This is a genomic window from Rhodococcus sp. ZPP, from assembly GCF_017656075.1.
Classification (GTDB): domain Bacteria; phylum Actinomycetota; class Actinomycetes; order Mycobacteriales; family Mycobacteriaceae; genus Rhodococcus_F; species Rhodococcus_F oxybenzonivorans.
Genome location: NZ_CP058639.1, coordinates 349,199 through 375,629, shown reverse-complemented (window position 1 = coordinate 375,629; position 26,431 = coordinate 349,199). Strand labels below are relative to the sequence as shown.

The 26,431-nt window shown below is 67.2% G+C and carries 28 protein-coding genes; 21 read left to right on the top strand and 7 right to left on the bottom strand.

Features of this window, described 5'->3' with window-relative positions; all coding sequences use genetic code 11:
- Nucleotides 1-115: 115 nt before the first annotated feature.
- The 5 genes from HYG77_RS33000 to HYG77_RS32980 are packed head-to-tail and all read left to right on the top strand — an operon-like array spanning nucleotide 116 to nucleotide 4,700.
- Nucleotides 116-739: a histidine phosphatase family protein gene (locus tag HYG77_RS33000; protein WP_133987222.1), complete on the top strand. Its 624-nt coding sequence runs from the start codon at nucleotides 116-118 to the stop codon at nucleotides 737-739.
- Nucleotides 730-1,248: a hypothetical protein gene (locus tag HYG77_RS32995; RefSeq protein WP_208963845.1), complete on the top strand. Its 519-nt coding sequence runs from the start codon at nucleotides 730-732 to the stop codon at nucleotides 1,246-1,248. Before HYG77_RS33000 ends, HYG77_RS32995 begins: the two co-directional genes overlap by 10 nt.
- Entirely contained in the window at nucleotides 1,245-2,675 is a 1,431-nt protein-coding gene (locus HYG77_RS32990) for an FAD-dependent oxidoreductase (RefSeq protein ID WP_208963844.1), read from the top strand. The genes HYG77_RS32995 and HYG77_RS32990 overlap by 4 nt, the downstream gene beginning before the upstream one ends.
- 38 nt (nucleotides 2,676-2,713) lie before the next feature.
- Nucleotides 2,714-3,730, top strand: coding sequence for a thiamine pyrophosphate-dependent dehydrogenase E1 component subunit alpha (locus HYG77_RS32985; protein WP_208963843.1), 1,017 nt, complete (start codon nucleotides 2,714-2,716; stop codon nucleotides 3,728-3,730).
- Entirely contained in the window at nucleotides 3,723-4,700 is a 978-nt protein-coding gene (locus HYG77_RS32980) for an alpha-ketoacid dehydrogenase subunit beta (protein WP_244461464.1), read from the top strand. Before HYG77_RS32985 ends, HYG77_RS32980 begins: the two co-directional genes overlap by 8 nt.
- Before the next feature lie 69 nt (nucleotides 4,701-4,769).
- Here the strand turns inward: HYG77_RS32980 and HYG77_RS32975 are convergent, their stop codons facing one another.
- A complete protein-coding gene (locus HYG77_RS32975) occupies nucleotides 4,770-5,183 on the bottom strand; it encodes a VOC family protein (RefSeq protein ID WP_208963842.1) in 414 nt (137 codons plus the stop codon).
- 97 nt (nucleotides 5,184-5,280) lie between these two features.
- Between HYG77_RS32975 and HYG77_RS32970 the strand changes: the two genes are divergently transcribed.
- The 6 genes from HYG77_RS32970 to HYG77_RS32945 all read left to right on the top strand — a co-directional run bounded on the left by HYG77_RS32970 (nucleotide 5,281) and on the right by HYG77_RS32945 (nucleotide 9,995).
- The gene (locus HYG77_RS32970; protein ID WP_208963841.1) at nucleotides 5,281-6,045 is read left to right on the top strand and encodes an SDR family oxidoreductase; all 765 of its coding nucleotides are present in this window, start codon (nucleotides 5,281-5,283) and stop codon (nucleotides 6,043-6,045) included.
- A gap of 52 nt (nucleotides 6,046-6,097) precedes the next feature.
- Nucleotides 6,098-7,444 carry an aromatic ring-hydroxylating dioxygenase subunit alpha gene (locus HYG77_RS32965; protein ID WP_208963840.1) on the top strand — a complete coding sequence of 449 codons (1,347 nt, stop codon included), beginning with the start codon at nucleotides 6,098-6,100 and terminating at the stop codon, nucleotides 7,442-7,444.
- Nucleotide 7,445: 1 nt separating this feature from the next.
- Nucleotides 7,446-7,649 carry a hypothetical protein gene (locus tag HYG77_RS32960; RefSeq protein ID WP_208963839.1) on the top strand — a complete coding sequence of 68 codons (204 nt, stop codon included), beginning with the start codon at nucleotides 7,446-7,448 and terminating at the stop codon, nucleotides 7,647-7,649.
- A 15-nt stretch (nucleotides 7,650-7,664) separates the two neighbouring features.
- A complete protein-coding gene (locus HYG77_RS32955; RefSeq protein WP_208963838.1) occupies nucleotides 7,665-8,444 on the top strand; it encodes a ThuA domain-containing protein in 780 nt (259 codons plus the stop codon).
- A gap of 36 nt (nucleotides 8,445-8,480) precedes the next feature.
- On the top strand, nucleotides 8,481-8,948 hold the full coding sequence (locus HYG77_RS32950) for a VOC family protein (protein ID WP_208963837.1): 468 nt from the start codon (nucleotides 8,481-8,483) through the stop codon (nucleotides 8,946-8,948).
- A gap of 69 nt (nucleotides 8,949-9,017) precedes the next feature.
- On the top strand, nucleotides 9,018-9,995 hold the full coding sequence (locus HYG77_RS32945; RefSeq protein ID WP_133987203.1) for a nitronate monooxygenase family protein: 978 nt from the start codon (nucleotides 9,018-9,020) through the stop codon (nucleotides 9,993-9,995).
- Nucleotides 9,996-10,243: 248 nt separating this feature from the next.
- Here the strand turns inward: HYG77_RS32945 and HYG77_RS32940 are convergent, their stop codons facing one another.
- Complete coding sequence (locus HYG77_RS32940; protein WP_208963836.1) at nucleotides 10,244-10,792, bottom strand: nuclear transport factor 2 family protein; 549 nt, start codon at nucleotides 10,790-10,792, stop codon at nucleotides 10,244-10,246.
- Between the two features lie 5 nt (nucleotides 10,793-10,797).
- Nucleotides 10,798-11,655, bottom strand: a complete 858-nt coding sequence (locus HYG77_RS32935; RefSeq protein ID WP_208963835.1) for a MaoC family dehydratase — start codon at nucleotides 11,653-11,655, stop codon at nucleotides 10,798-10,800.
- 113 nt (nucleotides 11,656-11,768) lie between these two features.
- On the opposite strand from HYG77_RS32935, the gene HYG77_RS32930 reads away from it, so the two are divergent.
- The 8 genes from HYG77_RS32930 (at nucleotide 11,769) to HYG77_RS32895 (ending at nucleotide 19,147) form a co-directional block, all read left to right on the top strand.
- Nucleotides 11,769-12,161 (top strand): OB-fold domain-containing protein, encoded by a 393-nt coding sequence (locus HYG77_RS32930; protein WP_208963834.1) that lies wholly within the window; start codon nucleotides 11,769-11,771, stop codon nucleotides 12,159-12,161.
- A 2-nt stretch (nucleotides 12,162-12,163) separates the two neighbouring features.
- A complete protein-coding gene (locus HYG77_RS32925; RefSeq protein ID WP_208963833.1) occupies nucleotides 12,164-13,366 on the top strand; it encodes a thiolase family protein in 1,203 nt (400 codons plus the stop codon).
- Nucleotides 13,367-13,391: 25 nt separating this feature from the next.
- Nucleotides 13,392-14,537, top strand: a complete 1,146-nt coding sequence (locus HYG77_RS32920; RefSeq protein WP_208963832.1) for a CaiB/BaiF CoA-transferase family protein — start codon at nucleotides 13,392-13,394, stop codon at nucleotides 14,535-14,537.
- Nucleotides 14,534-15,679: an acyl-CoA dehydrogenase family protein gene (locus HYG77_RS32915; protein ID WP_244461463.1), complete on the top strand. Its 1,146-nt coding sequence runs from the start codon at nucleotides 14,534-14,536 to the stop codon at nucleotides 15,677-15,679. Before HYG77_RS32920 ends, HYG77_RS32915 begins: the two co-directional genes overlap by 4 nt.
- Before the next feature lie 15 nt (nucleotides 15,680-15,694).
- The gene (locus tag HYG77_RS32910; RefSeq protein WP_208963831.1) at nucleotides 15,695-16,648 is read left to right on the top strand and encodes an acyl-CoA dehydrogenase family protein; all 954 of its coding nucleotides are present in this window, start codon (nucleotides 15,695-15,697) and stop codon (nucleotides 16,646-16,648) included.
- A gap of 65 nt (nucleotides 16,649-16,713) precedes the next feature.
- Nucleotides 16,714-17,931: an acetyl-CoA C-acetyltransferase gene (locus HYG77_RS32905; RefSeq protein WP_208963830.1), complete on the top strand. Its 1,218-nt coding sequence runs from the start codon at nucleotides 16,714-16,716 to the stop codon at nucleotides 17,929-17,931.
- 22 nt (nucleotides 17,932-17,953) lie between these two features.
- On the top strand, nucleotides 17,954-18,742 hold the full coding sequence (locus tag HYG77_RS32900; RefSeq protein WP_208963829.1) for an enoyl-CoA hydratase/isomerase family protein: 789 nt from the start codon (nucleotides 17,954-17,956) through the stop codon (nucleotides 18,740-18,742).
- A 135-nt stretch (nucleotides 18,743-18,877) separates the two neighbouring features.
- The gene (locus HYG77_RS32895) at nucleotides 18,878-19,147 is read left to right on the top strand and encodes a hypothetical protein (protein WP_208963828.1); all 270 of its coding nucleotides are present in this window, start codon (nucleotides 18,878-18,880) and stop codon (nucleotides 19,145-19,147) included.
- 106 nt (nucleotides 19,148-19,253) lie between these two features.
- Here the strand turns inward: HYG77_RS32895 and HYG77_RS32890 are convergent, their stop codons facing one another.
- From HYG77_RS32890 to HYG77_RS32880, 3 genes are all read right to left on the bottom strand, one after another.
- Entirely contained in the window at nucleotides 19,254-19,655 is a 402-nt protein-coding gene (locus HYG77_RS32890) for a hypothetical protein (protein ID WP_208963827.1), read from the bottom strand.
- Between the two features lie 417 nt (nucleotides 19,656-20,072).
- Nucleotides 20,073-20,492, bottom strand: coding sequence for a nuclear transport factor 2 family protein (locus HYG77_RS32885; RefSeq protein WP_208963826.1), 420 nt, complete (start codon nucleotides 20,490-20,492; stop codon nucleotides 20,073-20,075).
- A gap of 43 nt (nucleotides 20,493-20,535) precedes the next feature.
- Nucleotides 20,536-21,723, bottom strand: coding sequence for a cytochrome P450 (locus HYG77_RS32880; protein ID WP_208963825.1), 1,188 nt, complete (start codon nucleotides 21,721-21,723; stop codon nucleotides 20,536-20,538).
- 366 nt (nucleotides 21,724-22,089) lie between these two features.
- Here HYG77_RS32880 and HYG77_RS32875 point away from each other — a divergent pair, with 366 nt between their 5' ends.
- A complete protein-coding gene (locus tag HYG77_RS32875) occupies nucleotides 22,090-23,523 on the top strand; it encodes an FAD-dependent oxidoreductase (protein ID WP_208963824.1) in 1,434 nt (477 codons plus the stop codon).
- A 209-nt stretch (nucleotides 23,524-23,732) separates the two neighbouring features.
- Nucleotides 23,733-25,466, top strand: coding sequence for a PEP-utilizing enzyme (locus HYG77_RS40785; RefSeq protein WP_280123331.1), 1,734 nt, complete (start codon nucleotides 23,733-23,735; stop codon nucleotides 25,464-25,466).
- A gap of 82 nt (nucleotides 25,467-25,548) precedes the next feature.
- On the opposite strand, the gene HYG77_RS32865 is transcribed toward HYG77_RS40785, so the two are convergent.
- On the bottom strand, nucleotides 25,549-26,196 hold the full coding sequence (locus tag HYG77_RS32865) for a histidine phosphatase family protein (protein ID WP_208963822.1): 648 nt from the start codon (nucleotides 26,194-26,196) through the stop codon (nucleotides 25,549-25,551).
- Nucleotides 26,197-26,431: the final 235 nt, after the last annotated feature.

Sequence of the window (26,431 nt, the reverse complement as noted above, 5' to 3'; positions counted from 1 at the left end):
CACGTCCGCGCGTACCGACCGGGCCGGCACGAAGGTTTACTCTACGCATGGAAAATCTAGTGTTAGAGTAATTGGGGCATGAGGCAGTGCCCACACCGAGGAAGGTGGGTCGACAGTGATCCTCTCGATGGTCCGTCACGGAGAGCCGGCCCGAGCCGCGTCCGGAGAGCTCCAGAACGATCCGCCGCTGAGTCCTCTCGGCGTCGCGCAGATGCAGGAAACCGGAGGGCTGCTGCGGGCCGACGGCTATGACGCGGTGTTCGCCTCGAATCTGCGCCGGGCGACCGAGAGCGCCCGGTGTGCGCTCGGCCCCGACGTCCCGGTCAGCGAGGTCGCCGACCTCGCGGAGTTCGACCGAGACAGCGACTATCTGCACTACGAAGACGGTGCCGACGTGTGGCAGCGATACCGCGAAGGAGACCTGAGCCCCTGGGGGACGACCGCCGAGGAGTTCCGGCAGCGGGTGGTGACCGCGCTCGAGGCGATCCGGATCGAGCACGTCGGCGAGCGGGTGGTCGCGGTGTGCCACGGCGGAGTCATCAACATCTTCTTGGCCTGGATACTCGGCGAGTCGGCGCTACGCCTGTTCGCGCCCGACTACGGCTCGGTCAGCCGTTTCGAGTACCGCGCGGACGCGGGGTGGTCGGTCCGCGAACTGAACGCCCGGCCGCCGACACGCGCCCCCGGAGCTCCGGTCAGGAGTGTTCCGGTGGCGAGGGCGGGTGCCTCGTGGAACTGATCTTCGTCCAACATGCCGACCCTGCGACCCGGGACGTCGACGGTGGTGGCGCATTCGTGCCCGGCGCGACAGGTGGACACCAGGCGCCGGCCGTCGCGCGGCGGCTCGGCGCGGAAGGTGGATGGGATGCGCTCTACGCCGCGGGCCCACCGGTTGCCGACACCGCGGCCGCGATCGGCGCGGCGACCGGGTTGACGCCCAGGTCGAGTCCCGCGACCGCGGACGCCGTCGACGCCGTGATCGCCGATCACCCCGGGCAGCGGGTGCTCGTCTGCGCCTGCCCCCAGGTGATCGACGAGATCGTGCGCCGGGCTTTCGGCGTGGCCGCGCAGGTGGTCCGTTCGCCCGACCCGACCGGCATCACCCGGATCATGGCGTCCCGCGCCGGGCACCGGGAAATCGTGTCCCTCAACGACACCGCACACCTTCGCGTCGGAGAACCGTTCCGAAACGTCGCGAACCACGACAACTCCCTGAACCACAACGAAACTGGGAAGGCTCAACCATGACAACCCCCGACTTCGACGTCATCGTCATCGGCTCCGGTGCGGCCGGATTGTCCGCCGGATTGTCCGCGCTCGAGCACGGCGCCTCGGTCCTCATCGTCGAATCGCAAGGCGAGGTCGGCGGGTCGTCCCGGCTGTCCGGCGGCGTCGTCATGGCGAGCCGGAGCACGTTGCAGCAGGCCGCCGGCATCGACGATGCAGAGGGCAACCTGTTCCGGGAATACATGTCTCTCAACGCTTGGGATCTCTCGGCCGGGCCGGTGCGACGCTGGGCCGACTCCCTCGGCGAGACGATCGACTGGTTGCAGGGCCACGGAGTGCCCTTCTACGAGCAGCTCATCTTCGGCGGTGACGAGAGCCGCCCTCGCGGGCACTGTGTCGAGGGCGGCGGACAGGCGCTGGTCAAGGCGCTGGCGGCGGCCTACACCGCGCGCGGCGGTGAGATCGCCTTCGGGCGTCGGGTCGGCTCGCTGGCCGTCGAGGGCGGTGACGTCGTCGGAGTCGTGTCGGGCGGAGAGACGCTGACCGCTGCGGCCGTGGTGCTGGCAAGCGGCGGATTCGGTGCCAACCCGGACCGTCTCGCCGAGTGCTACCCGTCGGCGTGGGTGCCCGGTGAGAGCTTCTACATCGGGGCCGACGGCGCGCAGGGTGATCACCTGGACTTCGCCGAGCAGCTCGGCGTCCAGCTCACCGGATTCGACCGGGGTCTGCGGATGCTGAACCCCGGTGTCGACAAGGTCCACGAGGCCTTCCTGCCCGGCTGGACCATCCTGGTCGACCGGCACGGCCGGCGATTCGCCGACGAGACCGCGCCTTACGGAATCCTCGACGCGCTGATGCGAAACCGGGGCAACGTCGGCTACGTGATCTTCGACGAGGCCTGCCTGAACCCGCCTGCCGCGCTCGCCGACCGCTACCGCGACGCCTACAAGCAGGTCTGGCCCAACCATGCCGCGTTCCGTCCGAAGCATTACACCGCCGAGGTCATGGAGTTGTTCGCCGAACACGAGCGCGTGCACATCGCCGACACGGTCGAAGCGCTGGCAGCGTCGATCGGAATCCCGGACGTCGACCTCCGCGGTGAGATCGACCGCTACAACGACCTCGTCGCACTCGGCGAGGACGCCGACTACGCCAAACCGGCCAAGTTCCTCAACCCGCTGACCACCGGTCCGTTCTACGCCGTCGAGGTCCGCCCGACCGCGATCGCGCACACCGGCTTCGGCCTCAAGATCGATGAGGCCGGGCGGGTGCTGGCCCGCACCGGTCAGGTGATCCCCGGGCTGTACGCGGCAGGTGAATGTACCGGCGGAATCTCGGGCCGGGTCTACGTGGGCTCGGGAAGTTCCCTGGCCAGCGCCACCGGATTCGGCCGCATCTGCGGCCAGACCGTCACCGAACGACTCAGCCAGACGCCGGTCTCGGTGTGAACCGTAAATCACCGTCTTCGACCCGACAGGAGGGGCAGATGTCCTCAGATGATGGCGTAACCGCCGGCCTCAGCGACGACGAGCTCGCCGAGATGTATCACCTCATGCTCGTCACGACCCTGGCCGACGAGCGTTCGGCTCGCGAGGCCAAGGCGGGCAGGCTCCAGGCGGCCTTCTACCCGGTGCGGGGTATGGAGGCAGTGTGCGCGGCGATGGGCGCGGTGCTCGACGCGGACGACAAGATGGTGTCGACCTACCGGAACCTCGGCGATGCCCTCGCCAAAGGAGCCACGCTGCGCTCGATCATGGCCGAGCTCTACGGTCGGGCACCCGGGATGTCCGGGGGCAAGGGCGGCCCGATGCATCTGCAGGATCAGGCCGTCGGGTTCACCGCGACCACCGGCATCGTCGGGCAGGGGCTGCCGCTGGCGGTCGGCCTGGCCATGGCGACCCAGCTCGACGGCGAATCCCGGGCGATAGTCACCACTTTCGGTGACGGCGCGACGTCCATCGGGACCTATCACGAGTCGATGAACTTCGCCGCACTGTGGAAGTTGCCGATCGTGTTCATCTGCCAGAACAACCAGTGGGGTGAGCACACCGCGATCGCTGACTACGCGCCCGACGTCGAACTCGCCAAACGGGCCGCGTCGTATGCGATGCCGACGCAGCGCGTCGACGGGTTCGATCCATTCGCCTCGACGCGGGCGATCCGCGAGGCGGTGGAACGTGCCCGCGCCGGCGGGGGGCCGACGTTCCTGGAGTTCATGCACTACCGGCTGACCGGCCACACCGGCACCGCGGATTTCAGTTACGTCCCCAAAGACGAACTCGCCGCGGCGATGGAGCGTGACCCGGCCCCCAACTTCCGCCGCTGGCTGGCCGAGCACGGGATCTTCGACGACGACGCGCTCACCGAGATCGAGCGACGGGCACAGGCCGACGTCGACGACGCCTTCACCTATGCCGAAGCGAGTCCATTTCCCGACCCAGCGACCATCGACTCCGATGTGTTCGCCGACCCCGAGTTCGTTCGGAGCCTGAACCATGACTGAGAAGAAGACCATGACGATGGCTGCGGCCATCAACTCCGGTTTCCACAGAGCGATGGCGGCCGACCCGAAGATCGTCGTCCTCGGCGAGGACGTCGAGGACCCGATCGGCGGCCCGTTCAAGACCAGTAAGGGATTGTCGAGCGAGTACGGCCGAGATCGCGTGCGCTCCACCCCGATCGCCGAGGGCACCATCGCGGGCACCGCGGTCGGCCTCGCCCTCGGCGGCTACCGGCCGGTCGCCGAGATCATGTTCTTCGACTTCATCACCCTGGCACTCGATCAGGTGGTGAACCATGCCGCGAAACTGCGGTACATGACCGGCGGGGCGACGCCCACACCGATCCTGGTGACCACCGTCATCGGCAGCAGCCACTTCGGCGCGCAGCACGCACAGTCGCTGGAGGCGTGGTTCATGCACGTGCCGGGGATCAATGTGGTCATGCCGTCCAATCCGGTCGATGCCAAGGGACTGTTGCAGTCGTGCCTGGAGTCGCCGGACCCGTGCCTGTTCATCCAGCATTCGGGACTGCTCTATTCGACCAAGGAACCGGTCGACGAGGGTCGGTACTCGATTCCGCTGGGTAAGGCGGCGACGCTGCGCACCGGCGAGGACGTCACCCTGGTCACCTACGGAACCGGCGTCGGAGTCTGCACCCAGGCGGCGGAAGCACTGGCGGAGAATGGGATCGAGGCCGAGATCATCGACCTGCGCAGTCTGGTCCCGCTGGACATCCCGACCGTGCTGGAGTCGGTGGAGCGTACGCGGCGGTGCGTCGTGGTGCACGAGGCCACCGAGTTCTGTGGGCCGGGGGCCGAGATCAGCGCCCGCATCCACGAGTCCTTGTTCAACGAGTTGCTCGCGCCGGTCGGCCGCGTCGGGGCGAAGTTCACACCCGTCCCGTTCTCCAAGGCGCTCAACGGTTTTCCGACCGTCGAGCGTGTCGTCGCTAAAGTTCGGGAGCTGTGCTGAGCCAAGCGGGGTCCGCACCGCCGCCGTGAGAGGGCAGCGACGGCGGTGCGGGGATTGTGTGCGGCGGCCTCAGAGAGTGCCGCCGCGCTGCACCAGCTCGATGATGTTGCCGTCGGGGTCCGCGACGAAGGCGATCCAGGCGCCGGGGCGGACCTCGACCGGTTCGTCGACCACCGATCCCGTGTCCGATGCGCGGCAGGCCTCGAGGAGTTCGGACAGATTCGCCACCGAGATGGTGAGATACCGGATGCCGGTGCCGTCGCCGATACCGCCGATGGCGGCGGTCGCCGTGGGTTCGGCGTCGTAGACGAGGACCTTCAATACGGTGTCGCCGAGCTGGAACCGGCTGATCGAGAAGCCGTCCATTTGAATCGGATCGAGCTGGGGGCGGCCCATCGTCGTGCCGTAGAACTCGGTCATTCGATCGGGGTTCGTGGTCACGATGCCGAAGTCGACGACGGGCTTGGAGAGAACGATGGTCACGGGATTCTCCGCTTTCGATGAGGGGTGTCGGACGCTTTACTCTAGACATAAATAATCGAAATATGGAATACTTAGGACACCAGATGAAAGGGCGACCATGGATCTCGGTCTGAACGGAATGCGCGCGGTGATCACCGGCGCGAGTCGCGGAATCGGCCTGCGCATCGCGGAGGTTCTCGCCGCCGAGGGGTGCCGGCTCGTGATCGGTGCCCGCAGCGAGGGGCCGCTGACAGAAGCGGCCGAGGGGCTGCGGAAGTCAGGGGCCGAAGCCCACCCGCTGTCGGTGGATGTCGCAGATCCCGACGCGGCGCGCAGCTTCATCGGCGCCGCGGCCGACGCGCTCGGCGGAGTGGACATCCTGATCTCCAACGCATCGCCGGGAAGCGTCAAGGGCGATGACGCCTGGGTGACCAGTGCACGCGGCGATCTGCAGGCGTTTGCGATCCTCGCCGACGCCGCCCGTCCGCATCTTGCGCAGTCCGATGCGGGTTCGGTGGTCGCGATCAGCTCGACCAGTGCCCTCGACGTCGATCTCCCGTCCGGACCCAACTCGTTCGGTGCCATCAAAGCGGCCGTCCTGCACCACGCATCGGCACTCGCCCGCAGCTGGGCCGCCGAGGGCATCCGGGTCAACACGGTCTCACCGGGACCGATCGAGTTCGCGGGCGGTGCCTGGGACACGGTCCGGCAGGCTCGGCCGGAGACCTATCAGACCGTCGTCGACCGGGTGCCGCTCGGTCGGCTGGGCACCGTCGACGACGTTGCACACGGCGTGGCCTTCCTGGTCAGTCGTCGCGCGGCGTTCTGTACCGGCGTGAACCTCGTGGTCGACGGAGGCCTGTTGTCCCGGGTGCAGCACTGAATCCGGGCCTTTCGGAACTGGAAACACAGACAAGTCGGGAAGTGGAGGAGTCATGGGCGAGCGGTTGGATGTCGGGGATCGGCTGTTGTCCTACCAGGACGTGCTCGATTTGGACACACATGAAGTGCCCAAACACATTCGGCAGGAGAACCGGGGTGAGTTCTCGTGGACCGAGGCGTCGATCGAGCGGTACACCAGCCGCGAGTGGCATCTCCGTGAGAAGGATCGGGTGTGGAAGCGGACGTGGCAGTTCGTCTGCCGGGAGGAGAACATCCCGGACGTCGGCGACCACATCGTCTACACCGTGGCCGACCTGCAGTACCTGGTGATCCGATCGGCGCCGGACACCATCCGGGCCTATCCCAACGCCTGTCTGCACCGGGGGCGCCAGCTGAAGGACTTCGACGGCTGGTGCTCGGAGATCCGCTGTTCCTTCCACGGCATGAGCTGGGACCTCGACGGGGCACTGAAGCAGATCCCGGCGCCCTGGGAATTCCCGCACGTCGAGAAAGACGATTTCTCGCTGCCTGCGGTGAGCGTCGGCACCTGGGCGGGTTTCGTGTTCATCAACCCCGATCCCGACGCCGAGCCGCTCGACGACTACCTGGGTGAGCTGACCGAGCACTTCGCCAAGTGGAAGCTCGAGGACCGCTACATCCAGGCCCATGTGTCAAAGGTCCTGCGCTGCAACTGGAAGGTCGCGCAGGAGGCGTACATGGAGTGCTGGCACGCCGCGGCGACCCATCCGCAGACCGTGCCCTACGCGGCCTTCGGGGTGTGCCAGGTCGACTGCTACGACAACTTCGCCCGGTTCGTCACCCCGTCGGAGGTCGTCGGCCCGATGACCCTCGGCGATCCCACGACCGAGGAGATGCTCAAGGCGACCATGGACGTCCGCGTCGACGAAGACCTGCCGGTCCAGCCCCTCGAGGGCGAGACCGCGCGTGACTTCGTGGTCCGCAACTCGCGCGAGAAGTGGCGGGGTCTGATCGGCGACGAGATCGAGGACTGGGCCGATTGCGAACTGGTGGACAACTTCACCTACACCGTTTTCCCGAACATGATGCCGTGGGGCGGCGTGCACCGGCTCTGTTACCGGTTCCGGCCATACGGCGACAACCATCGCGAGTCGATCATGGACGTCTTCCTGATCGGGCCGTACACCGGTGAGCGGCCGCCGCCGGCCGAGGAGATCAAGCTCGACGCCGACACCTCGTTCGGTAGCCGGTCGGAGCTGGGGCTGGTCGGGAACATCCTCGACCAGGATGTCTACAACATGGAGAAGGTCCAGTACGGCATGGAGGCCGCCTCCAAGAAGACGGTCACCTTCGCGCAGTACCAGGAGGACAACATCCGCTGGATGCATCAGCTGATGGACGCCTACATGGAGGAGGACTGACATGCACGGACTGCGACATCCGTACAGCGGTGCACTCTACGAGCCACTCGGTGAGCGGCGGGTCCAGGTCACGCAGCGTGACGGCAAGGTTGCCGTCTTCACCGCGGACGGCCGCTGGGTCTCCGGCGACAAGATCGGTGCCGACCCGCAGCTGACCGGATGGGTGGCCGCCGACCGCGGCGTCCACCGGATGGCCGAGAAGTGATGGGCGCCAAGTCCTATGGCTGAGAACGACAAGCGGGTACTCGCGGTCACCCGGGGGCACAAGTTCGAGCGCAACGGGTTCGCGGCGATGCTCGACGGTCTGGACGGCCTCGCGGTCAGTCAGGCGGAGCAACCTGCCGCGGAGGCCTTCTTCCGCCCCGAAATCGCCGCCGAATGGGATGCGTACCTCATGTACGACATGCCCGGCTACACCTTCCATCCCGACCACAGCCCACCAGACCTGCACGAGCCGTCGGCGGAGTTCCGGCGGAACTTCCTGGCTGCCGTCGAGCGGGGGCACGGCTTCGTGTTCATGCACCATGCCCTGGCCTCCTGGCCGACCTGGCCGGAGTACGCCGGCGTCATGGGCGGACGATTCCGCTTCCTGCGGGACGAGGACGCCCCGGATTCGGGGTACCGCCACGAGGTGAACCAGACGATCTCGGTCACCGACCCTGTTCATCCGGTCACCGCCGGACTCGTCGACGGCTTCGAGATCACCGACGAGACCTATCTGTGCGAGGTCTCGCCGGACATCCGGCCGCTCCTGACGACGCGTTCGGCACTGACCGTCGACAACCACTGGTCCACCTGGAACGCGGTTCTGGGCCGACGCGACACCAACGACGGTTGGCACCACGAGCCCGGCGCAGGCGTCGTGGCGTGGGAACGCCCGCACGACCGCAGCCGCATCGTCTACCTCCAGTTCGGCGACGGACCGTCGGCGTACGGCAATCCATCGTTCCAGCGACTGCTGCACAACGCACTGCACTGGGTTGCCGACCGCCCGGCGTGACCTGAGACCCGCACCAACCGACGAAACGAGCCCCTGATGGCTGCCCAGATCCCCTATCACTCCGGCATTCTCGTCGACGACCTCGGCAAGGCCACGGCCGGTCTGAGCGGTGAGATCTCTTACGAGTTCAACACCCCGACGACGCTCACCGTGCCCCGGTTCGACGACCGGATCGCCGGCACCGAAGGGCCGATGGAGCTGACGGTGACCTACAGCCGGACCGGCCCGCACCGGCTCGAGCTGATCGCCGCCCACGGCACGGGTATCTATGCGGCAGAACGGATCGGGTTGCATCATGTCGGGGTCTGGGAGTCCGACATCGTGCGGCGGCTCGATTCCCTCGACGCCGACCCGCTGATCACCGTCGAGGCAGTGCTGTGGCGGTCGACGGGGGAGATCTCGGCCGTCTACGCCACAAGCCCCGTGACCCACACCCGGATCGAGTACGTCAACGACGACCGACGCGAGCAACTCGAGCGCTGGTTCGACACCGGCAGCTTCTGACCGCCGACGTTCTTATCGCCCTTTCCGGACCGCGCCAACGGCCCGAAATCGTTCTGTAGGAGTTTTGCTGTGATCAAGACACGCTTCACCGACATCTTCGGAGTCGACCACCCGATCGTCTGCGGCGGCATGACGGCCGTGGGCAAGGCCGAACTCATCGCGGCCGTGGCCGAGGCCGGAGCGCTCGGCTTCCTCACCGCCCTGACGCAGCCGACCCCCGAGGCGCTGGCCGCGGAGATCGGCCGGGTGCGCGACCTCACCGACAAGCCGTTCGGCGTCAACCTCACCATCCTGCCGACGGTGGATCCGGTGCCCTACGACGAGTACCGCGACGCGATTATCGAGGGCGGGGTCTCGATCGTCGAAACCGCAGGCGCCAACCCGGAACCGCACATGCCCGCCTTCAAGGCGGCCGGGGTGAAGGTCGTCCACAAGGCCGTGGCCATTCGGCATGCCCTCAAGGCCGAGCGGGTCGGGGTCGACGCCATCAGCATCGACGGCTTCGAATGCGCCGGACATCCCGGCGACGACGACGTGCCCGGTCTGGTCCTCATCAACGCGGCGGCGCGCTCGTTGTCGATCCCGATCGTCGCCTCCGGGGGTTTCGCCAACGGCGCAGGCCTCGTCGCCGCGCTCGCGTTGGGCGCGGACGCGATCAACATGGGCACCCGATTCGTGGCCACCACCGAGGCGCCGGTGCACGAGAACGTCAAACAGCAGATCGTGGCGAATGACGAGCGGTCGACGATTCTCGTGTTCCGGGAGTTCCGCAACACCGCACGGGTCGCCCGCAACGCGGTCTCCGAAGAGATCGCGGCCATCTCGGCGCGTCCCGGCGCGACGTTCGCCGACGTGGCCCACCTGGCGTCGGGTGAGCGCGGCCGACGCGAGGTGCTGGCCGAGGGAAACATGGACGGCGGCATGTGGTGGGCAGGCCAGGCGCAGGGTCTCATCGACGAGGTGCGCAGCTGTCGCGAGGTGGTCGGCTCCATCGTCGCCGAGGCGGAGGCGCTCATCGGGGAGCGGATGCCCAAGCTGCTCGCCTGATCGCGGAGCACGACCGAGGACGACCGCCGCCGGGATCTTCCGGCGGCGGTCGTCCTGATCTGATGACACGGTGCGTCTGATGACACGGTGCGTCTGATGACACGGTGCGTCTGATGACACGGTGCGTCTGATGACACGGTGCGTCTGATGACACGGTGCGTCTGATGACACGGTGCGTCTGATGACACGGTGCGTCTGATGACACGGTGCGTCTGATGACACGGTGCGTGTGATCACCGGGCGTCTGATCACCCGGCGCGGGTGGCCGGGCCCAGGTGCGGCAACTCGCCCGACTCCAACCGACGCCGGATTCGATGGCGCTCACCGGCGTAGATGTGCTCGCCTTCGATCAGTCCGTCCGACGAGATCGGCCACAGGACGGTGGTGCGGTGGGTGACTAGGTGGTAGTCGTCCGGGCGGATGGTCTCACCGGCTTCGGTCGCGGTGGCGCCGCCCAGATCCCGGCCGAGGATGGCGTACTGGAAGTCACCCTCGGTGACGACGCACGATTCGTCGACCACCACCCGGTGGATCACGTAGTCGAGCCGGTTGCGGTCGGCTGCCTGAAGTGCGGTGTACCACTGCACCACCTCGTCGCGGCCGGACGGGCCGACGCTGTCGGAGGCTCCCCACACCCGGTATTCGGGATGCGGGACGAGAGTCGCCATGAGGGCGGGCATGTTCCCGGCCACCTCTTCCACGACATGCCGCGCGACCACCTCGAGGTTGCGCAGGCGGACCGGGTCGGACTCGGCGGAGATCCGGTCGAGCAGGGGCTGCCAGCCAGGTGTGTTCATGCCGATCAACCCACACTCGCCAGGCCGCCGGTGAGGACCTCTTTGTCGTCGCGGCCGCGCATCCGGAAGCCGACCGTCGTGTCGTCGCGATGCCACAGGTCGACGGTCAGGGTGTCGCCGGGCCAGACGGGGCCGGCGAATCGTGCCGACATCGACCGCAGGGTCGCATCCTTGCCCGCCACGGCGAGCGCGGCACGCCCGGCGAAGCCGAAGGTGCAGAGCCCGTGCAGGATGGGGTGGTCCAGTCCGGCCCGTGCGGCGAACGCCGGGTCGGAGTGCAGCGGGTTGCGGTCGCCGGACAGGCGGTAGATCAGCGCCTGATCCGGGTGGGTCTCGTAGGTCAGCGTGGTGATCCTGCTGTCGTCGGTGGGTGCCTCGGTCGACTTTCCGGCCGACTCTGCCGGTCCGCGCGCGCCGCCCCAGCCGCCGACCCCACGGATGAACAGGCCGGCCGAACTGCGCCACAGCACGCGGCCGTCGGCATCGGTGCCGGTGGTCTGCGCGACGATCAGCGCGGCCTTGTCCTTGTCCCACATTTCGGTGATCTCGGTGACCGCCTGCGCCTCGCCCTCGACGGGGATGTCGCCGAGGATCTCGACTCGCTGATCGGCGTGGAGCAGCTTTGCCCAGTCGAATCGGCCGACCTGCTTGAGGACGCTGAAGTCGACGCCGAGCGTCACCGGCATCGTCGGGACCATGCGCTGCTCGACGCCCTTGGTGTTGTCGGTCGTGAACTGTAGATCGGCGGTGCCCGCGCCCACACCCAGTGCATAGAGCATGCAGTCGCGCGAGGTCCAGCGGACCGTCTTGGGGGCGGATCTGGCGCCGATCGCTGCGGGGTCGAAGGGCTGTGGGTCGGACATGGCGTCTCCTCGGGGCGGTTGTCATCCAGATGGTCGTGTAGTAAATACTCTAGTACTCTATTATTTAGTTGGCTAGGTCCTGCCGGGCCCGGCCCGACCCCGGAAGGCGTGAGATGACGCAGACCATTCCAGCGGTGGATTACCTGGTGCTCGGCGATGAGCCACACCTGGTCGCGCAGGCCTGTGCACAGTGCGGCGCCCTCTACTTTGACCGGCGCAACGCCTGCGCCAGGTGCTTTGCCACGGAGTTCGGCACCCGCCCGCTGGCCACCGAAGGCGTGCTGCGCGCCTACACGATCGTCGAGCGCGGTGCGAAGAACGGCCCGTTCACCTCGGCCGTCGTGGAGCTCGAGGGTGGCGGGATCGTCAAGGCGAACCTGCTGGGTGTCACCGATCCCGAAGTGATCCAACCCGAGATGAAGGTCCGTTTGGCGACCTTCGAGGCCTCCGCCGACGACGACGGCACCGTCGCCGTCGCCTTCGGATTCGAACCGATCGGAGCATGACCATGAGTGACAACGTGTGGATCATCGGCGCATCGATGACGAAGTTCGGCCGCTTCGCCGACCAGGATCTGCTGGATCTGGCGTCGACGGCCTCCCTCGACGCCCTCGCCGACTCGGGGCAGGGCATGGCCGACATGGGGATGCTCACGATGGGCAACGTCTACGAGGCCAACTCGCACAACGGTCAGCGGTTGCAGAAGCAGATCGGCCAGACCGGTATCCCCGTCTACAACGTGGTCAACGCCTGTGCCACCGGCGCGACCGCGGTGCGTGTGGCGATGATGGGCATCAAGGCCGGTGAATGCGACATGGCCCTCGCCGTGGGCGTCGAGAAGATGGGCAAGATGGGCATGCTCGGCGGAGCTGCCCGCAAGGCCGGCGACAAGAAGATCTTCACGCCCAAGGGTCGTTACGGCGCCGTGGTGAAACCCGAGGGTCTGCTCGGTACCGGCCTGATGCCGGGTGTCTTCGCCCAGGCGGGCACCGAATACGCCCTCACGCACGGTGTCACCACCGAGCAGTTCGCCAAGGTCGCGGTGAAGAACCATCTCCACTCGACACTCAACCCGCTCGCCCAGTACCGCAAGGAGTTCTCCCTCGACGAGGTACTCGGCGCCGAGGTGATCGGCTACCCCAACACGCTGCCGATGTGCTGCCCGACCGGCGACGGCGCCGCCGCGGTGGTGCTGGTCTCGGATGCGAAGCTCAAGACCCTCGACCCCGACGTGCGACGTCGGGCGATCAAGATCAGCGCCTCGGTGATGACCTCGGACCCGTGGGCGGACGGTGGCCAGGTCCAGCCCGATGTCAACACCCTGACCCGACTGGCCGCCGACCAGGCCTACGAGGCCGCCGGAATCGGCCCCGAGGATCTCGACCTGGTGGAACTGCACGACTGTTTCGCCACCGCCGAGCTCATCCACTACGACAACCTGCGGCTCTGCGAGCCCGGCGGTGCCGGCGACTTCATCGACTCCGGCGCGCCGATGCGCGACGGCCGGATTCCGGTGAACGTGTCGGGCGGCCTGCTGTCCAAGGGCCATCCCATCGGCGCCACCGGCATCGCCAACCTGTACGAGGTCGCCACGCACCTGCGGGGCGAGGCGGGTGACCGGCAGATCGAGGGCGCCAAGGTGGGTCTGACCCACGTCATCGGCCTCGCATCGGCCTGCGCGGTGCACGTCCTGGAAGCGCCCGCGGCATGATCGCCGGCATCGACGGGAGTCGCTGATGTCCGGCCCACTCGACGGACTGCGGGTACTGGAGATCGCCAGCGCCGCACCGGCTCCCTTCGCCTGCATGATGCTCGCCGACTTCGGCGCCGACGTGGTCACGGTGGACCGGCCGGCCAAACCCGGCCGTACGCCGCGTCGTCCCAAGGACCCGCTCGTCCGCTCGCGCCGGTCGGTGGTCGCCGATCTCAAGACCCCCGAGGGGGTGGCCACGGTACGACGCCTCGCGACCCGGGCCGACATCCTCGTCGAGGGCTTCCGCCCGGGCGTCATGGAACGTCTGGGTCTGGGTCCCGAGGTCCTGGCCGAGCTCAACCCGGGCCTGATCTTCGCCCGGATGACCGGCTACGGGCAGGACGGTCCGCTGGCGCCGCGCGCAGGCCACGACATCAACTACATCGCCGTCGCCGGTGCACTCGAGCCGATCGGTCGGGCCGGGCAACGGCCGCTGCCGCCGCTGAACCTGGTGGGCGACTTCGGCGGTGGCGGGATGCTGTTGGCGGTGGGCATCCTCGCCGCACTGCACGAGCGCTCGCAGTCGGGTCGGGGGCAGGTGGTCGACGCCGCCATGGTCGACGGCGCGGCACTGCTGACCGCCTTCGTCCACGGCGTGCGGGCAGAAGGCCATTGGTCCGACGAACGCGGCACCAACCTGCTCGACGGCGGCGCACCGTTCTACGACACCTATCGCACCGCCGACGGCGGGCACATGGCGGTGGGAGCGCTGGAACGCCGCTTCTATGAGCAGTTGCTGGTCGGTCTCGGGCTCGACGACGACCCGTCCCTGCCGGGGCAGATGGACCGGGACGGCTGGGCGCATCTGCACACCAGGTTCGCGGAGGCCTTCGCCTCCCGTACCCGGGACGAGTGGTCGGCGGTGTTCGCCGATCTCGACGCCTGTGTGTCGCCGGTGCTGGCACCGCACGAGGCGCCGGATGGTGAACATGCGACTGCCCGTGCAGGTTTCGTCGACGTCGCAGGGGTACGCCAGCCTGCACCCGCGCCGCGGTTCTCCCGGACGCCTGCGACCGAGCCGACTCCGCCCCGGCTACCCGGCGAGGACACCGAGCAGGTACTGACCGATTGGGACTGCATGCCCGCCTTGGCCGGCATCCGCACAGACAACGAGGTGGCTGCGTCGTGACGACCGCAGAGACGCTGATGGTCCCGGAGACCGTCGCCGAGGCACGCACGGGATTCCGGACGTGGCTGGCCGAGAACCGGGCACCGCTGGAACAGTTCCGGGAGACCGGCGGCGAACTGACCGAAATCTTCGACCGGCTCCGCCGACTGCAGCGGATGCTGTACGACGCCGGCTGGATCCGGTTGGGCTGGCCGGAATCCGCCGGCGGGCTCGGCGGCCGGCGGATCCTGCGCAGCATCATCAGCGAGGAACTCGCCCACGCCGGCTATCCGCCACCGTTCTCCTTCGCGACCCAGGAGGTGCTTGGTCCGGCGGTCGCCGAGTTCGCCCCGGCCGAGCTGGCCGCGGTGGCGCTGCCGCGACTGCTCCAGGGTGAGGAGACGTGGTGCCAGGGCTTCTCCGAGCCGGGAGCGGGCAGCGACCTCGCTTCACTGCGGCTCAAGGCGGTCCGCGTCGACGGCGGCTGGCAGGTCTCTGGCGAAAAGGTCTGGACCAGCTGGGCACAGCTCGCCGACCGGTGCCTGCTCCTGGCCCGCACCGGGCCGTCGGACTCCGGCCACCGGGGCATCTCGGCATTCCTGCTCGACATGAACACCCCCGGCATCACGGTCAGCCGTTTGCGCAGCATGAACGGCGACGACGAGTTCTGCTCACTGTTCTTCGACAACGTCGTCATTCCCGAGGGCCGACTCCTCGGCGAGGTCGACGGCGGCTGGGCGGTGGCCACGCATGTGCTTGCCGGTGAGCGGGGCGCCGCGGCGTGGCAGCGGCAGATCTGGTTGCGGTCGCGGCTCGACGAGCTCGCCGCCGATCCGGCCGCCGACGTCGGGGACGACGCGATCGGCGAGTCCCTGGAACTGCTGACCGCGCTGCGGCTGCTGTCGCGGCGCACTGTGGCCAGGTTGTCCGCAGACGAGCCGGTGGGTTCGACCACCTCGCTGGACAAGCTGGCCATGTCGACGGCCGAGAAGTTCCTGTTCGACGTGGCCCTGGCCGGCAAGTCCGCCGACACCGTGTTCGGACACCCCGACGAGAAGTGGCGCAACGACTACCTCTACAGCCGCGCCTCGTCGATCTACGGCGGCGCCGTCGAGATTCAGCGCAACATCATCGCCGAACGCCTGCTGGGCCTGCCCCGCTGAGGTTGGAGACATTTCATGGACGACGACGACATCACCCAGATCACCGAAGCGTTGCGTCAGACGGTCGAGGCCGACCCGGCGGCGGCGCGGAAGGCGATCACCGAGTTCGGCTGGCTGGAACTCCTCGACGATCAGGCGCAGATCGCGGTGAGCACGCTGCTGCCGATCTGGGGTCGATCGCTGGCGCAGGGCAGTCTGCTCGATCCGATTCTGGTGCGCGCCGGTGGTGTCGCCGACCCGGCGGGATTGCGAGTGGTGCTCCCGGCGCTCGGCAGCACTCGCGCCCCGGGTCGACTCGTCGGAGATCGCGTCGAGATCGACGGGGTGCTCGCCACCGGCGATGGCCCGATCCTGGTCGTGATGGCGACCGACGGCGGACTCACCCTCGCGCTGTGCGACGACCCTGGTGTCGTCGCGGGTGATCCGTTGGACCCGTCGGCCGGGTGGGCGCGGCTCACCGGATCACCGGCGGTTCTCGAGAAGCGCACGCCAAGAGGCATCGATCCCGATGTCGCGTGGTCGGCGATGCTGGCGGCAGGCCGTCGGGCGCTGGCCTACGAACTGATCGGCGTGAGCGAGAAGATGCTGGAGATGACCGTCGAGCATGTCGCGTCCCGGCACCAGTTCGGCCGGGCCCTCGGGTCTTTTCAGGCGGTCAAGCACCAGCTGGCCGACGTGAAGCTCTGGACCGAGGTGGCCCGACTCGCGGCCGATGCCGCCTGGGAGGACGGTGGCGAGGTGTCGGCGGCACTGGCCAAGGCGGCGGCCGTACGTGCCTCGGCAGCGGCCCGTCGGAGCTGTCAGCAGCTTCTCGGCGGCATGGGCTTCACCTGGGAACACGACTTCCACCGCTATCTACGCCGGGCTCTGACCCTCGAGCCGATGCTCGGCGGTGGCCCCGGCCTGCACCGCGAACTCGGTGCCGCACTGCGCTCCGGCGCGGTGAGTCACGACCTGATCGCGCTGTGAGCGCACCGACACCAACCATCCGGACGACGACAATCGTTGCACCGTAGGAACTTTGAGGAGACGCCATGTCCGAAGCGTGGATCATAGACGGCGTGCGCACCCCGCGCGGCAAAGGCAAACCGTCCGGCGCGCTGCACGGCGTGCACCCGCAGGAACTGCTCGGCGGTCTGCTGAGCGCGCTCACCGAACGCGGCCTGGCCCCCGAGGACGTCGCCGACGTCATCATGGGCAACGGCGAGCACGCCGGCGATCACGCCAATGACGTCGCCCGATCCGCGGTGCTCACGGCGGGTTGGCCGGTCAGTGTGCCGGGACTGACCCTCAACCGCTTCTGCGGCGGTGGGCAGCAGGCGGTCATGGCCGCGGCCACCGGCGTCCTCGCCGGCTGGCAGGACGTCGTGGTGGCCGGCGGCGTCGAATCCATGTCCCGGCACAGCTACGGTCAGCCCCTCGACGCGGGGAACCCGGTACTGCGTGAGCGGTATCCGATGGTGCCGCAGGGGATCTCGGCGGATCTCATCGCCACCCTGGAAGGGTTCGGCCGATCGGACGTGGATGCCTTCGCGGCCCGCAGCCAGGAGCTTGCGGCAACGGCGATCAAGGAGGATCGCTTCGCGCGCAGTCTGATTCCGGTGACCGGGGCCGACGGCACCGTCCTGCTCGACCGCGACGAGCACGCGCGCCCGGGCACCACCGCGGAGTCGCTTACCACGCTGCCGCCGTCGTTCGAACGCTCCGGAGCCAAGCCCCGCGACGATCAGGGCCGCTCCTATGACGACATGGCCCGCGCGGTCTACCCGGCCGCCGGCGAGATCCAGCACGTCCATCATGCAGGCAACTCGTCGGGCGTCGTCGACGGCGCCGCAGCCGTGGTCGTCGCCTCTGACCGGTACGCCAGGGCGCACGGACTGACCCCCCGGGCCCGCATCGTCACCGGCGCGGTGCTCGGTGCCGAGCCGGTCATCATGCTCACCGCACCCGGACCGGCGTCGGAGCAGTGCCTGCGTCAGGCCGGGATGAGCGTCGCCGACATCGACCTCTGGGAGATCAACGAGGCCTTCGCTGCTGTCCCGCTGAAGGTCATGAAGGACTTGGCGATCGACCCCGACCGGGTCAACGTCAACGGAGGAGCCATCGCGCTCGGGCACCCGATCGGTGCCACCGGCGCGATGCTCCTCCAGACCGTCATCGACGAACTGGAACGCCGCGACCTGTCGACCGGGTTGGTGACGATGTGCACCGGCGGCGGGATGGCCACGGCCACAATCGTGGAACGAATCTGACCGGTACCGATCGAGGAGAGTCATGAATCATCAGACAGTCACGGTCGAGCTGCACGATCACGTCGCCGAACTACGGCTCGACCGTCCCGAGGTCCTCAACGCGTTCGACGACGCCCTGGTCAACGAACTGCCGGGGGTGCTGATCGACCTCGCCCGTGACAACGATGTCCGGGCAGTCGCGTGGACCTCCAGCGGCCGGCACTTCTCGGCGGGCGGCGACATGGAGACGATCCTGGCAGGACACGACGATCTCACCGTGCTGCTCCGCGGCGTCGACGACGGTCGTCGGCTGTTCCGAGCCTTCGCCGACTTCCCCAAACCTCTGGTGACGGCGGTGCAGGGAAGCAGTTTCGGGGTCGCGACGAGCCTTGTGTTCACCTCGGATGCGGTGGTCGTGACGCCCACGACGAAACTCGCGGATCCGCACGTCCACATGGGTCTGGTGGCCGGTGACGGCGGCGCGGTCACCTGGCCGCTGAGCGCCGGTCTGGCGCGCGCCAAACGCAAGCTGCTCTGGGGCGAGCCGCTCACCGGTCGCGAGGCCTTCGAGCTTGGGCTGGCCACCGATCTGGTCGAGTCGGACGACGGGCTCCGCGATCGCGCGCTGGAGTTGGCCGCGCACGTGGCGGGCCTGCCCCCGATCGCGACCCAGCTGACCAAGCGGGCACTCAACCGGGTGCTGTCGCAGGCCACCGACCAGGTGCTCGACACCGGCTTCTATCTCGAAGCGCTTTCCAACCGCAGCAACGACGCGGTCGAGGCCGTGACTGCCTTCAAGGAGAAGCGTCAGGGGAATTGGTCGGGGAGCTGACCCCGCCGGGCCGGCGCCGGGGATCGGCTGAGCGCACCGGACCGCCGACGCGGTGATCGGGCGCTTGTGATCCGGGGTTGACCTTCGCCGGGCACTTCCTCTGGCCGTCCGCTCACGATCGAGCGGAGCATCGCCATGTGTACCGTGGTGTCGGCGACGCCGTCGTCGAAGGACGCCAGTCTGGTGCCGGTGGGGCCGGCCTCGATCCCCTCACCGAGAGTCCGGTACATCGCGACGGTCGGCCCAACCAGCCGGCTGCTGGCGCCCGGCCAGAGCGCGCGAAAGACTGTTGGACGCATCCAGTTCCATGAGTGCAGCGTCGGTGGTGGTCTTCGCGCGGCCCGACGGCGCCGGCGGAGCATCGAGGACGCGGGCCCCGACCCGTCGTTGATCGGGATCTATTGAAGTGAGTCGTACGCCGGGCGAGCCGCCTCTCCGCTGAGGACATCGATGACATTCGATCGACGAGGGCGTGCCGCGACCAACTAGACCGTCCGGCTACCTCCGGCGATCATGCCTGGTCTGCCCGATGCCGCGGTGAATCGAGATCGCGGATGCGAAGCAAACTTCGCACCAAGGCAAAACCCTCCGGCTGGGCGAAAATTCGGTCACCCCAGTGTGAGTCGTCGAAGTAGGCCTCAAGCATCAGTAGGCGTTCGGAATCGAACACCTCGCCAGTAAGTGTCTGGCCGGGTTCGTCGATCGGGGCGGTCCCATTCTCGCTCTGCACACGATTCACGACCAGTCGCCGTGCCGCATAGGCGTCTTTCATCAACGAGGACAACGAGTCGGTGAGGTTGTCGGCCTCTGCGAGCGCCGCCGGTCTCTCCAAACCCGAAGGGCGGTCCACCTCGAGATGCTCTCCGAAGAGCACACGAAGTTCCTGCAGGACCTGCTCTCCTTCGATGTGCAAGACTCGATCGCCTTCGATCTCACCAGCGGACGGTTGGTTTCGAGCAATTACCTGGTGATCCAGCGCCGGCGGAAACTCCGCTCCGGGCGGATTGAACTGCAACGATGCTGCGGGCCACACATCCGAGGTCTGTTCGAAACGGCGCAGATGTCCCATTGGGCGTCGAAAGTTCGGTGTGGTAATGCACAAGAGCCTTGCTGGCGGCCAATTCTTCCAAGGCCCAGCGCGTGTGTACTTCGACGTGGCGTTCGCATTGCGTAAGTGATCTTGCCCGGCTGGGCTGAAAAGCTTCGATCTGCTTGAGCATGTTCACGCTTGTGGTGCTCATTTCCGATCGCTTAAGTCGTCGACTGCACCAGCTCGATCAGCCGTGGTGTGCGATTTCGACTGATCGAGCTGGTAAACGGAGGCTGTGGTTTACGGGGTCAGGTAATCGACCATCGCCTTGGTGTCCTTGTAGTAGACGTCGATCTCGACGATCTGATCGTTCTCGAAGCGGTACACCTCGACCATCGGGATGGAGAGCGTTCCGTCGGCGCCGTCACGCTTGAAGGTGGCGGTCTGGCGGGTGATCACGTTCTGCTCGTCGACGTCGAAGATGTCGATGTCGCTGACGGTCAGGTTGGCCAGGGACTGGATCTTGGTCATGAGGGCGCGCAGGCCCTCCTTGCCCTTCCATTCGCCGCCGTAGGGCAGTTCGGCCGCCTCGCGGACCACGATGTTCTCGTGGAACGGGTCGGCCTGACCCTCCACGCTGGCGTCGGTGAGGTCGCCGTTGATGCCTTCGTCGGCGAGTCCGAGTGTGCCGCGGACGATTTGGGCTGCACGTGATGCCATGACTTCAGTTCTCCTGTTTGGTTGAAGCGGTGTTCGGGGTGGGTCAGAGGTTGTCGACGCGATCGAAGGCGAGGACGAGCCGGGTGGGGGCGTACACGGCGCCGGCCTGATAGATCGGTCCGGCGTCCGGTCCGGACGGGCGCACGTTGGTGATGCGGCCGAGTAGTTCGTCGAAGGCGATGTCGATCTGCATCCGGGCGAAGGTGGCGCCCAGGCAGCGATGCGTCCCGTGACCGAACGCCAGGTGGTTCTTGTCTTTCCGGTCGAAGTCGAGGATGTCGGCGCCCGGGAAGTGTTCGGCGTCCCGATTGGCTGAGGAGTACATCAGCATCAGGATGTCGCCCTTGGTGAGTTGCTGGTCGCCGAGGACGACGTCGCGCATCACGATGCGTCGCAGGGCCAGGACCGGTGACTGCTGCCGCAGCAGTTCGTCGAGGTCGTTCTTCACCCAGTTCTTCTGCCGCAGGCGATGTTCCAGATCGGGTTCATGCGCGAGGGTGGCCGCGATGTTGGAGATCGCGCCGCGGGTGGTGTCGAGTCCGCCGATGAACAAGACGGTGACCACACCGATTTGTTCTTCCATGGTGAGAGCGCGACCGTCGACGGTGGCGCTCGCGATGGCGGAGATGATGCTGCCGTCGTCGACCGTCTCGGCCCGTTCGGCGAGATACTCCGCGGCGAGGACCGCGAGTCCCTGATAGGACTCCGGACTGTTCTCCCGGACGATACGCTCGACGGCCTTCACGGCACGCTGCAGACGCGACGGGTCGTCCTCGTCGAAGACGATCTTCGCGGCGGCCGACGAGGTGAACGGGATGGCGAAGTCGTCGATGAAGTCAACCTGCCCCTTGTCGAGGAACTTCTCGATGACGGTGCGGGCGAGATCGCGGAGGACCGGCTCGTACTTCATCAGGTGAGGCCGGGTGAAGAACGGGTTGAGGAACTTCCGGAAGTCTTCGTGCAGAGGGGGATCCACATCCAGGGGTGGCAGACGCACCGGGCTCGGCAGCGGTGTGGACTCGGTCGAGGAGTAGACCTCCGGATTCGAGAGGACCTCCTTGAGCAGCGGGAAGGTGGTGACCAGGTACATCCCTCCGTGTGCGCGGGTGTGGGCCACCGGGCAGGTGCTGCGGGCGTGCTCCATCACCTCGTTCATCCGAGCGAAGCAGGTGTCGTCGAAGAGGTCGAAGTCTGCGAGTTGGTGATCGAGGGAGGTTTCGGTTGTGGACATGGTGCTGCCCTCCTTGGGACTGCGAGTGCCTGGTATAGGTCTACGGATCAACTAGTGAGTTGTAGAGCACACTAGGGTGATTGCGATCACATGTCCAGGACTTCGACGACTTCCTGCGGACGTTGGCGTCACGGCGATCGTGGAATTTCCTGGGATCATGCCTGGTAGCATCGATTGCACAAAAGGTCGTGACATGGATAATCGCATGATCTATTGTCTACGAATGGTCGATGTGATTCCGGCCACAGCCTCCGCCGCGGTTCCTTGCGGCGGCACCGGGCGCTGGCCCGGTGGACTACCAGGCGAGTCCTCGGCGGGCAGTCGGCGTCCGTCGCGCGGCTTTGTCCGTCGTCTCAGAGGAGAGAAATGTCCCACTCCGATACCCAGTCGCTGGATTGCGACCTGTTGATCGTCGGCCTCGGCATGACCGGTGCCTGCGCGGCGCTGGAAGCCCGTGCTCGAGGGGCTGATGTGCTGATCCTGGAGCGTGCCACCTCGGGTGGTGGCACCAGCGCGATGACCGAGGGGGTGATCTACCTCGGTGGTGGCACCCGTCTGCAGCGTGACCTCGGCGTCGACGACGACCCGGACGCGATGTACCGCTTCATGGACGCGATCTGCAACGTGTCGAACAAGGCTGTGTTGCGCCGCTACTGCGACGGCAGCCCAGAGCACTTCGATTGGCTGGAGGCGCAGGGCGTTCCGTTCACCCGGGAGCTGTACAAGGACAAGCACATCTGCCCGCCCCAGGGCCCGGGTCTCTACAGCAGTGGTAACGAAAAGGTCTGGCCGTACCGCGAATTCGCGACACCGGCTTATCGCGGGCACCTGGTGAACGGTCCGTCGGGCAATGCCGGGTCGAAGATGATGGAAGTGCTGCTGAAGCGCTGCGAAGACGAGGGTGTGCGCGTGATCGGCGACGCACGAGTCCTCGATCTCACGACCGACGCTGCGGGCCGGGTCGACGGAGCCACGTTCCGCCGCTACGGCGAAGACCACACAGCCAGTGCTCGTAAGGGTGTTCTGCTGGCCACCGGCGGATTCCAGATGAACGAGAAGATGGTCGCCCGCGACTACCCGTTCCTGCTCGAGAACGGTGTGCCGATCGGCGAGGACTCCAGTGACGGGTCCGGGATCGAGATGGCCCAGGCGATCGGTGCCGACGTCGAGTCGCCGGGCGCGATCCACGCGACGGCGAGCATCTACCCGCCCGGAGATCTGGTACGCGGCATCATCGTCAACAAGTTCGGCCAGCGGTTCGTCGCCGAGGACAGCTATCACGGCCGGACCGCCGCCTTCGTCTTCGATCAGCCGGATCGCAAGGCGTATCTCATCGTCGACTCCGAGACCTTCGACTACCCGCAGTTCTCCGAGCAGTTCGGCTATGCGCTCGTGGACGGTTGGGAGACGGTGCCGGAAATGGAAGCGGGACTGGGGGTTCCGGAGGGGGCGCTGCAGCGCACGCTCGACGATTACAACGAGTTCGCGGCGGTCGGCCGCGACCCTCGGTTCGGCAAGCATCCGGATTGGCTGGTCCCGCTGAAGAACGGCCCGTATGCAGCCATCAATCTCTCGGCCGACGTCGTGAAGTACCACTACCACTCGCTCGGCGGGCTCCGGGTGGACGAGGAGGCCCGGGTCGTCGCCGCGAACGGCGCGCCGGTGCCGGGACTCTATGCGGCCGGAAGTTGTGCCGCGAGTGTGATCCAGACGGCCAAGGGCTATGGCAGCGGCATGATGCTCGGCGGCGGTTCGTTCTTCGGCAGGGTGGCTGCCCGGCATTGCCTCGCCGCGGTGTGATCGCAAACGACATGAAAGCACAAGAGCGCCGGCCGGTAGCTGCGGGCGAGGGCCGGCGCTCAAAGTGTTCCACGACTCAATAGTCTATTGACAACTAATCTAGTGCTAGACAAACTGGTGTGGCGTAGATAACACCGCATCGGTGGGCGCGACCGGGCGGTCGTGGTGAGTCGCCACCTGACGAGAGAGACGGAAAACCAATGGTTGACATGAACAAGCCCTGGGTGGTCGACAGTCGCCTGAGCGAGCGCTTCCCGGTCTACACCCGCGGCAATGCGGGTGAGGTGGCCGGTATGGTCGCCTCGCCGCTGCAGCAGACCGTGATCAGCGGGTGGCGCTCGGAGACCGCCTGGCGCCGGGCGCTCATCGACTTCGGCGCCTTCGACGAGTGCGAGTTCAGTCCGGACTCGCTCGACATCATCGGTGTGGCGCACGGCTACATCTACATCAACCTGTCCATCCAGCGAGTGTTCGGCGTCCGGATGCCTGGTGCCAGTGCGGAACTCATGGACCGCACCTATCTGGGGTCCAGCACCGGTGCACCGGAGTATGTGGAGCAACCGGGTGACAGTGCTCCGCAGTATGCCGAGCGGATCGGTGCGAGCATCGGCCGGGTCATGGGCACCACCTCGCGTCCCGACCTCGAGGCGGATTCGCAGCGCGCGCTGGAGTTGCGTCGAGCCCGGCCCGATTACTCCGCGATGTCCGACCATGAACTGGTCGCGTACTCGAACCGGGTCAACGACGAGTACACCGCCGACTTCCTGCGCAAGCACATGCTGATGATGTACGAGTCGTCGATCGTCACCGGATTCCTCGACGAGGCACTGGGCCGGTTCGATGATTCGACACTCGGTGTCCGGTTGATGGGTGGCTGGGGTGGGGTGGCCTCCGCGGCGCCGGCCATCGAGCTGTGGCGGATCGGCAGGCTGGCCGCGGCCTCGGACCTCGTCACCAAGGAGTTCGAGGTCGGCGTCGACGGTGTCCTCGACCGGCTGCGCAGCCGCGGTGAGGTCGAGGCGAGGTCCTTCGTCGAGCAGTTCGACGGGTTCATCTTCGAGTACGGCTCGCGCTCGTCGCAGGAGTGGGACATCTTCCCGCCGGATTGGGAGTCGCATCCGGAGATGGTGGCGACCCTCGTCAACCAGTTCCGCAAGCTGCCGGAAGACAGCTCGCCGGAAGCCACCGGCAAGAAGGTGTCGCAGGGCCGCGAAGCACTGCTCGAGGAGCTGAGGGTTCGGCTCGCCGACGACGCCGAAGGATGGGGCCAGCTGCAGGCCGCGGTCGCGGCGCTGTCGGTGTGGATGCCCGCCCGCGAGCTGAGCAAGACCAACTTCATCAAGGCGCTGCACGAGACCCGCCTCCCGCTGCGGGAGCTGGGCAAGCGCTTCGCCGACCGAGGTGTCCTCGAGTCCTTCGACGACCTGGCGCTGCTGCGGCTCGACGAGGTGAGCGCACTGATCGACGATCCGTCGGTGGTGTCGGTGATCGCTGAGCGCAAGGAGTGGATCGCCGAGCTCGAACGCCGGGAGCCGCCCTTCGTCGTGGTCGCCGGTGACGTGCCGAGTCCGACGACGTGGGAGCGGCGGACCGGACCGTCGGCGCTACCGGTGGCCGGTCCGGGCGAGACCCTCTCGGGTCTGGGAGCCTGCCCGGGCTCGGCGACCGGCGTGGCCCGCGTGATCATGGACCCCTCGGAGGCCGAGGAGCTCGAACCCGGCGAGATCCTCGTGGCTCCCGAGACCGACCCGGGGTGGACGCCGCTGTTCACCACCTGCGCGGGCGTCGTGGTCAACGTCGGCTCGCCGCTGAGTCACGCGGCCATCGTCAGTCGTGAACTGGGCATTCCGGCGGTTCTCGCGGTGGAGCAGGCCACCAAGCGGATCAAGTCGGGCACGTTGCTGACCGTCGACGGCACGACCGGGACGGTGACGGTGCACTGAGGTCTCACCTCGAAGCCAGCCAGGCGTGGCCTCCACGAGAGGAACGCCTGGCCAGCTTCGTGTTTGTGTTCGGTACCCACGGTCAGTGGCTGACGAGGTCGCCGGCCGGGAGGTGGCCGGTCTCGTTGAGTGACTGCACCACCCAACGGCCCCCGTGATGCCGCACCCGGGTGATCGAGGCGTGGGCGGCGAAGAAGAACATGCTCGGTTCGACGCCGAGCAGCGACGCGATGAAGGCGCTGATCGCGCCACCGTGACTGACTGCGACGACGGTCTGATCCGGGTGATCGGCGGCGATCGTGGTGAGTGCCTCGGTGAGGCGGGTGCGGACAGCGGCGCTGTCCTCGGTGACGTCTCCGTGCATCTCGACTTCACGAAGATCGGCGCGGGTGGCGACGGTCAAGGGCGCCTGGGCCTCCCGGACGATCGCCTGGGCCGTGGCGGCGGCGCGCGTCAGATGGCTGGCATAGACGGCCGAAACCGACTGGGCGGCGAGGCGTCTGGCCGCCAGGTGGGCCTGGCGCTCGCCGAGGGCCGACAGTGGGGGCCCGGCCGCTCCACCGGCGGCGAGGTCCGCGTCGAGGAAGGACTGCTGCGCGTGGCGAACCAGGATCACCTCGGTCCAGGGCTTGTCGATCAGCAACTCCTCGCGCAGCTGTGAACGTGCCGCATGGAGGATGTTGGTGTCGTATTCGAGGGTGCGCTCTGGCGTGGGTGTGGGCGGCTGCATGACTGACTCCCAAGTTGTTGATCACTAGACCATCGATGATTCCAGCGTACCGGCCGACAGGCTAAAGCTCTATTGACAAATACTCGATAACACGACAATCTAGGGGTGTTCCAGGTTACCGACCTTCCTGGGTGGCAGCGCTCCGGGAGGCCCCCGCCGTTCGTGGCGGTCGAGGATCGGAGTCGGCATTCCCATCACCACTGACAGCGCCGTCGCGACGGCCGGACTGTCCGAG

What these genes read in the sequence shown, in the direction of transcription:
- HYG77_RS32980 (WP_244461464.1), top strand. Translation starts at nt 3,723, where the DNA reads ATGACTGAGAAGAAGACCATGACGATGGCTGCGGCCATCAACTCCGGT.
- HYG77_RS32900 (WP_208963829.1), top strand. Translation starts at nt 17,954, where the DNA reads ATGAATCATCAGACAGTCACGGTCGAGCTGCACGATCACGTCGCCGAA.
- HYG77_RS32960 (WP_208963839.1), top strand. Translation starts at nt 7,446, where the DNA reads ATGCACGGACTGCGACATCCGTACAGCGGTGCACTCTACGAGCCACTC.
- HYG77_RS40785 (WP_280123331.1), top strand. Translation starts at nt 23,733, where the DNA reads ATGAACAAGCCCTGGGTGGTCGACAGTCGCCTGAGCGAGCGCTTCCCG.
- HYG77_RS32895 (WP_208963828.1), top strand. Translation starts at nt 18,878, where the DNA reads ATGTGTACCGTGGTGTCGGCGACGCCGTCGTCGAAGGACGCCAGTCTG.
- HYG77_RS32925 (WP_208963833.1), top strand. Translation starts at nt 12,164, where the DNA reads ATGAGTGACAACGTGTGGATCATCGGCGCATCGATGACGAAGTTCGGC.
- HYG77_RS32905 (WP_208963830.1), top strand. Translation starts at nt 16,714, where the DNA reads ATGTCCGAAGCGTGGATCATAGACGGCGTGCGCACCCCGCGCGGCAAA.
- HYG77_RS32880 (WP_208963825.1), bottom strand. Translation starts at nt 21,723, where the DNA reads ATGTCCACAACCGAAACCTCCCTCGATCACCAACTCGCAGACTTCGAC.
- HYG77_RS32935 (WP_208963835.1), bottom strand. Translation starts at nt 11,655, where the DNA reads ATGTCCGACCCACAGCCCTTCGACCCCGCAGCGATCGGCGCCAGATCC.
- HYG77_RS32910 (WP_208963831.1), top strand. Translation starts at nt 15,695, where the DNA reads ATGGACGACGACGACATCACCCAGATCACCGAAGCGTTGCGTCAGACG.
- HYG77_RS32990 (WP_208963844.1), top strand. Translation starts at nt 1,245, where the DNA reads ATGACAACCCCCGACTTCGACGTCATCGTCATCGGCTCCGGTGCGGCC.
- HYG77_RS32970 (WP_208963841.1), top strand. Translation starts at nt 5,281, where the DNA reads ATGGATCTCGGTCTGAACGGAATGCGCGCGGTGATCACCGGCGCGAGT.
- HYG77_RS32930 (WP_208963834.1), top strand. Translation starts at nt 11,769, where the DNA reads ATGACGCAGACCATTCCAGCGGTGGATTACCTGGTGCTCGGCGATGAG.
- HYG77_RS32865 (WP_208963822.1), bottom strand. Translation starts at nt 26,196, where the DNA reads ATGCAGCCGCCCACACCCACGCCAGAGCGCACCCTCGAATACGACACC.
- HYG77_RS32875 (WP_208963824.1), top strand. Translation starts at nt 22,090, where the DNA reads ATGTCCCACTCCGATACCCAGTCGCTGGATTGCGACCTGTTGATCGTC.
- HYG77_RS32940 (WP_208963836.1), bottom strand. Translation starts at nt 10,792, where the DNA reads ATGAACACACCTGGCTGGCAGCCCCTGCTCGACCGGATCTCCGCCGAG.
- HYG77_RS32920 (WP_208963832.1), top strand. Translation starts at nt 13,392, where the DNA reads ATGTCCGGCCCACTCGACGGACTGCGGGTACTGGAGATCGCCAGCGCC.
- HYG77_RS32955 (WP_208963838.1), top strand. Translation starts at nt 7,665, where the DNA reads ATGGCTGAGAACGACAAGCGGGTACTCGCGGTCACCCGGGGGCACAAG.
- HYG77_RS32965 (WP_208963840.1), top strand. Translation starts at nt 6,098, where the DNA reads ATGGGCGAGCGGTTGGATGTCGGGGATCGGCTGTTGTCCTACCAGGAC.
- HYG77_RS32885 (WP_208963826.1), bottom strand. Translation starts at nt 20,492, where the DNA reads ATGGCATCACGTGCAGCCCAAATCGTCCGCGGCACACTCGGACTCGCC.
- HYG77_RS32950 (WP_208963837.1), top strand. Translation starts at nt 8,481, where the DNA reads ATGGCTGCCCAGATCCCCTATCACTCCGGCATTCTCGTCGACGACCTC.
- HYG77_RS32985 (WP_208963843.1), top strand. Translation starts at nt 2,714, where the DNA reads ATGTCCTCAGATGATGGCGTAACCGCCGGCCTCAGCGACGACGAGCTC.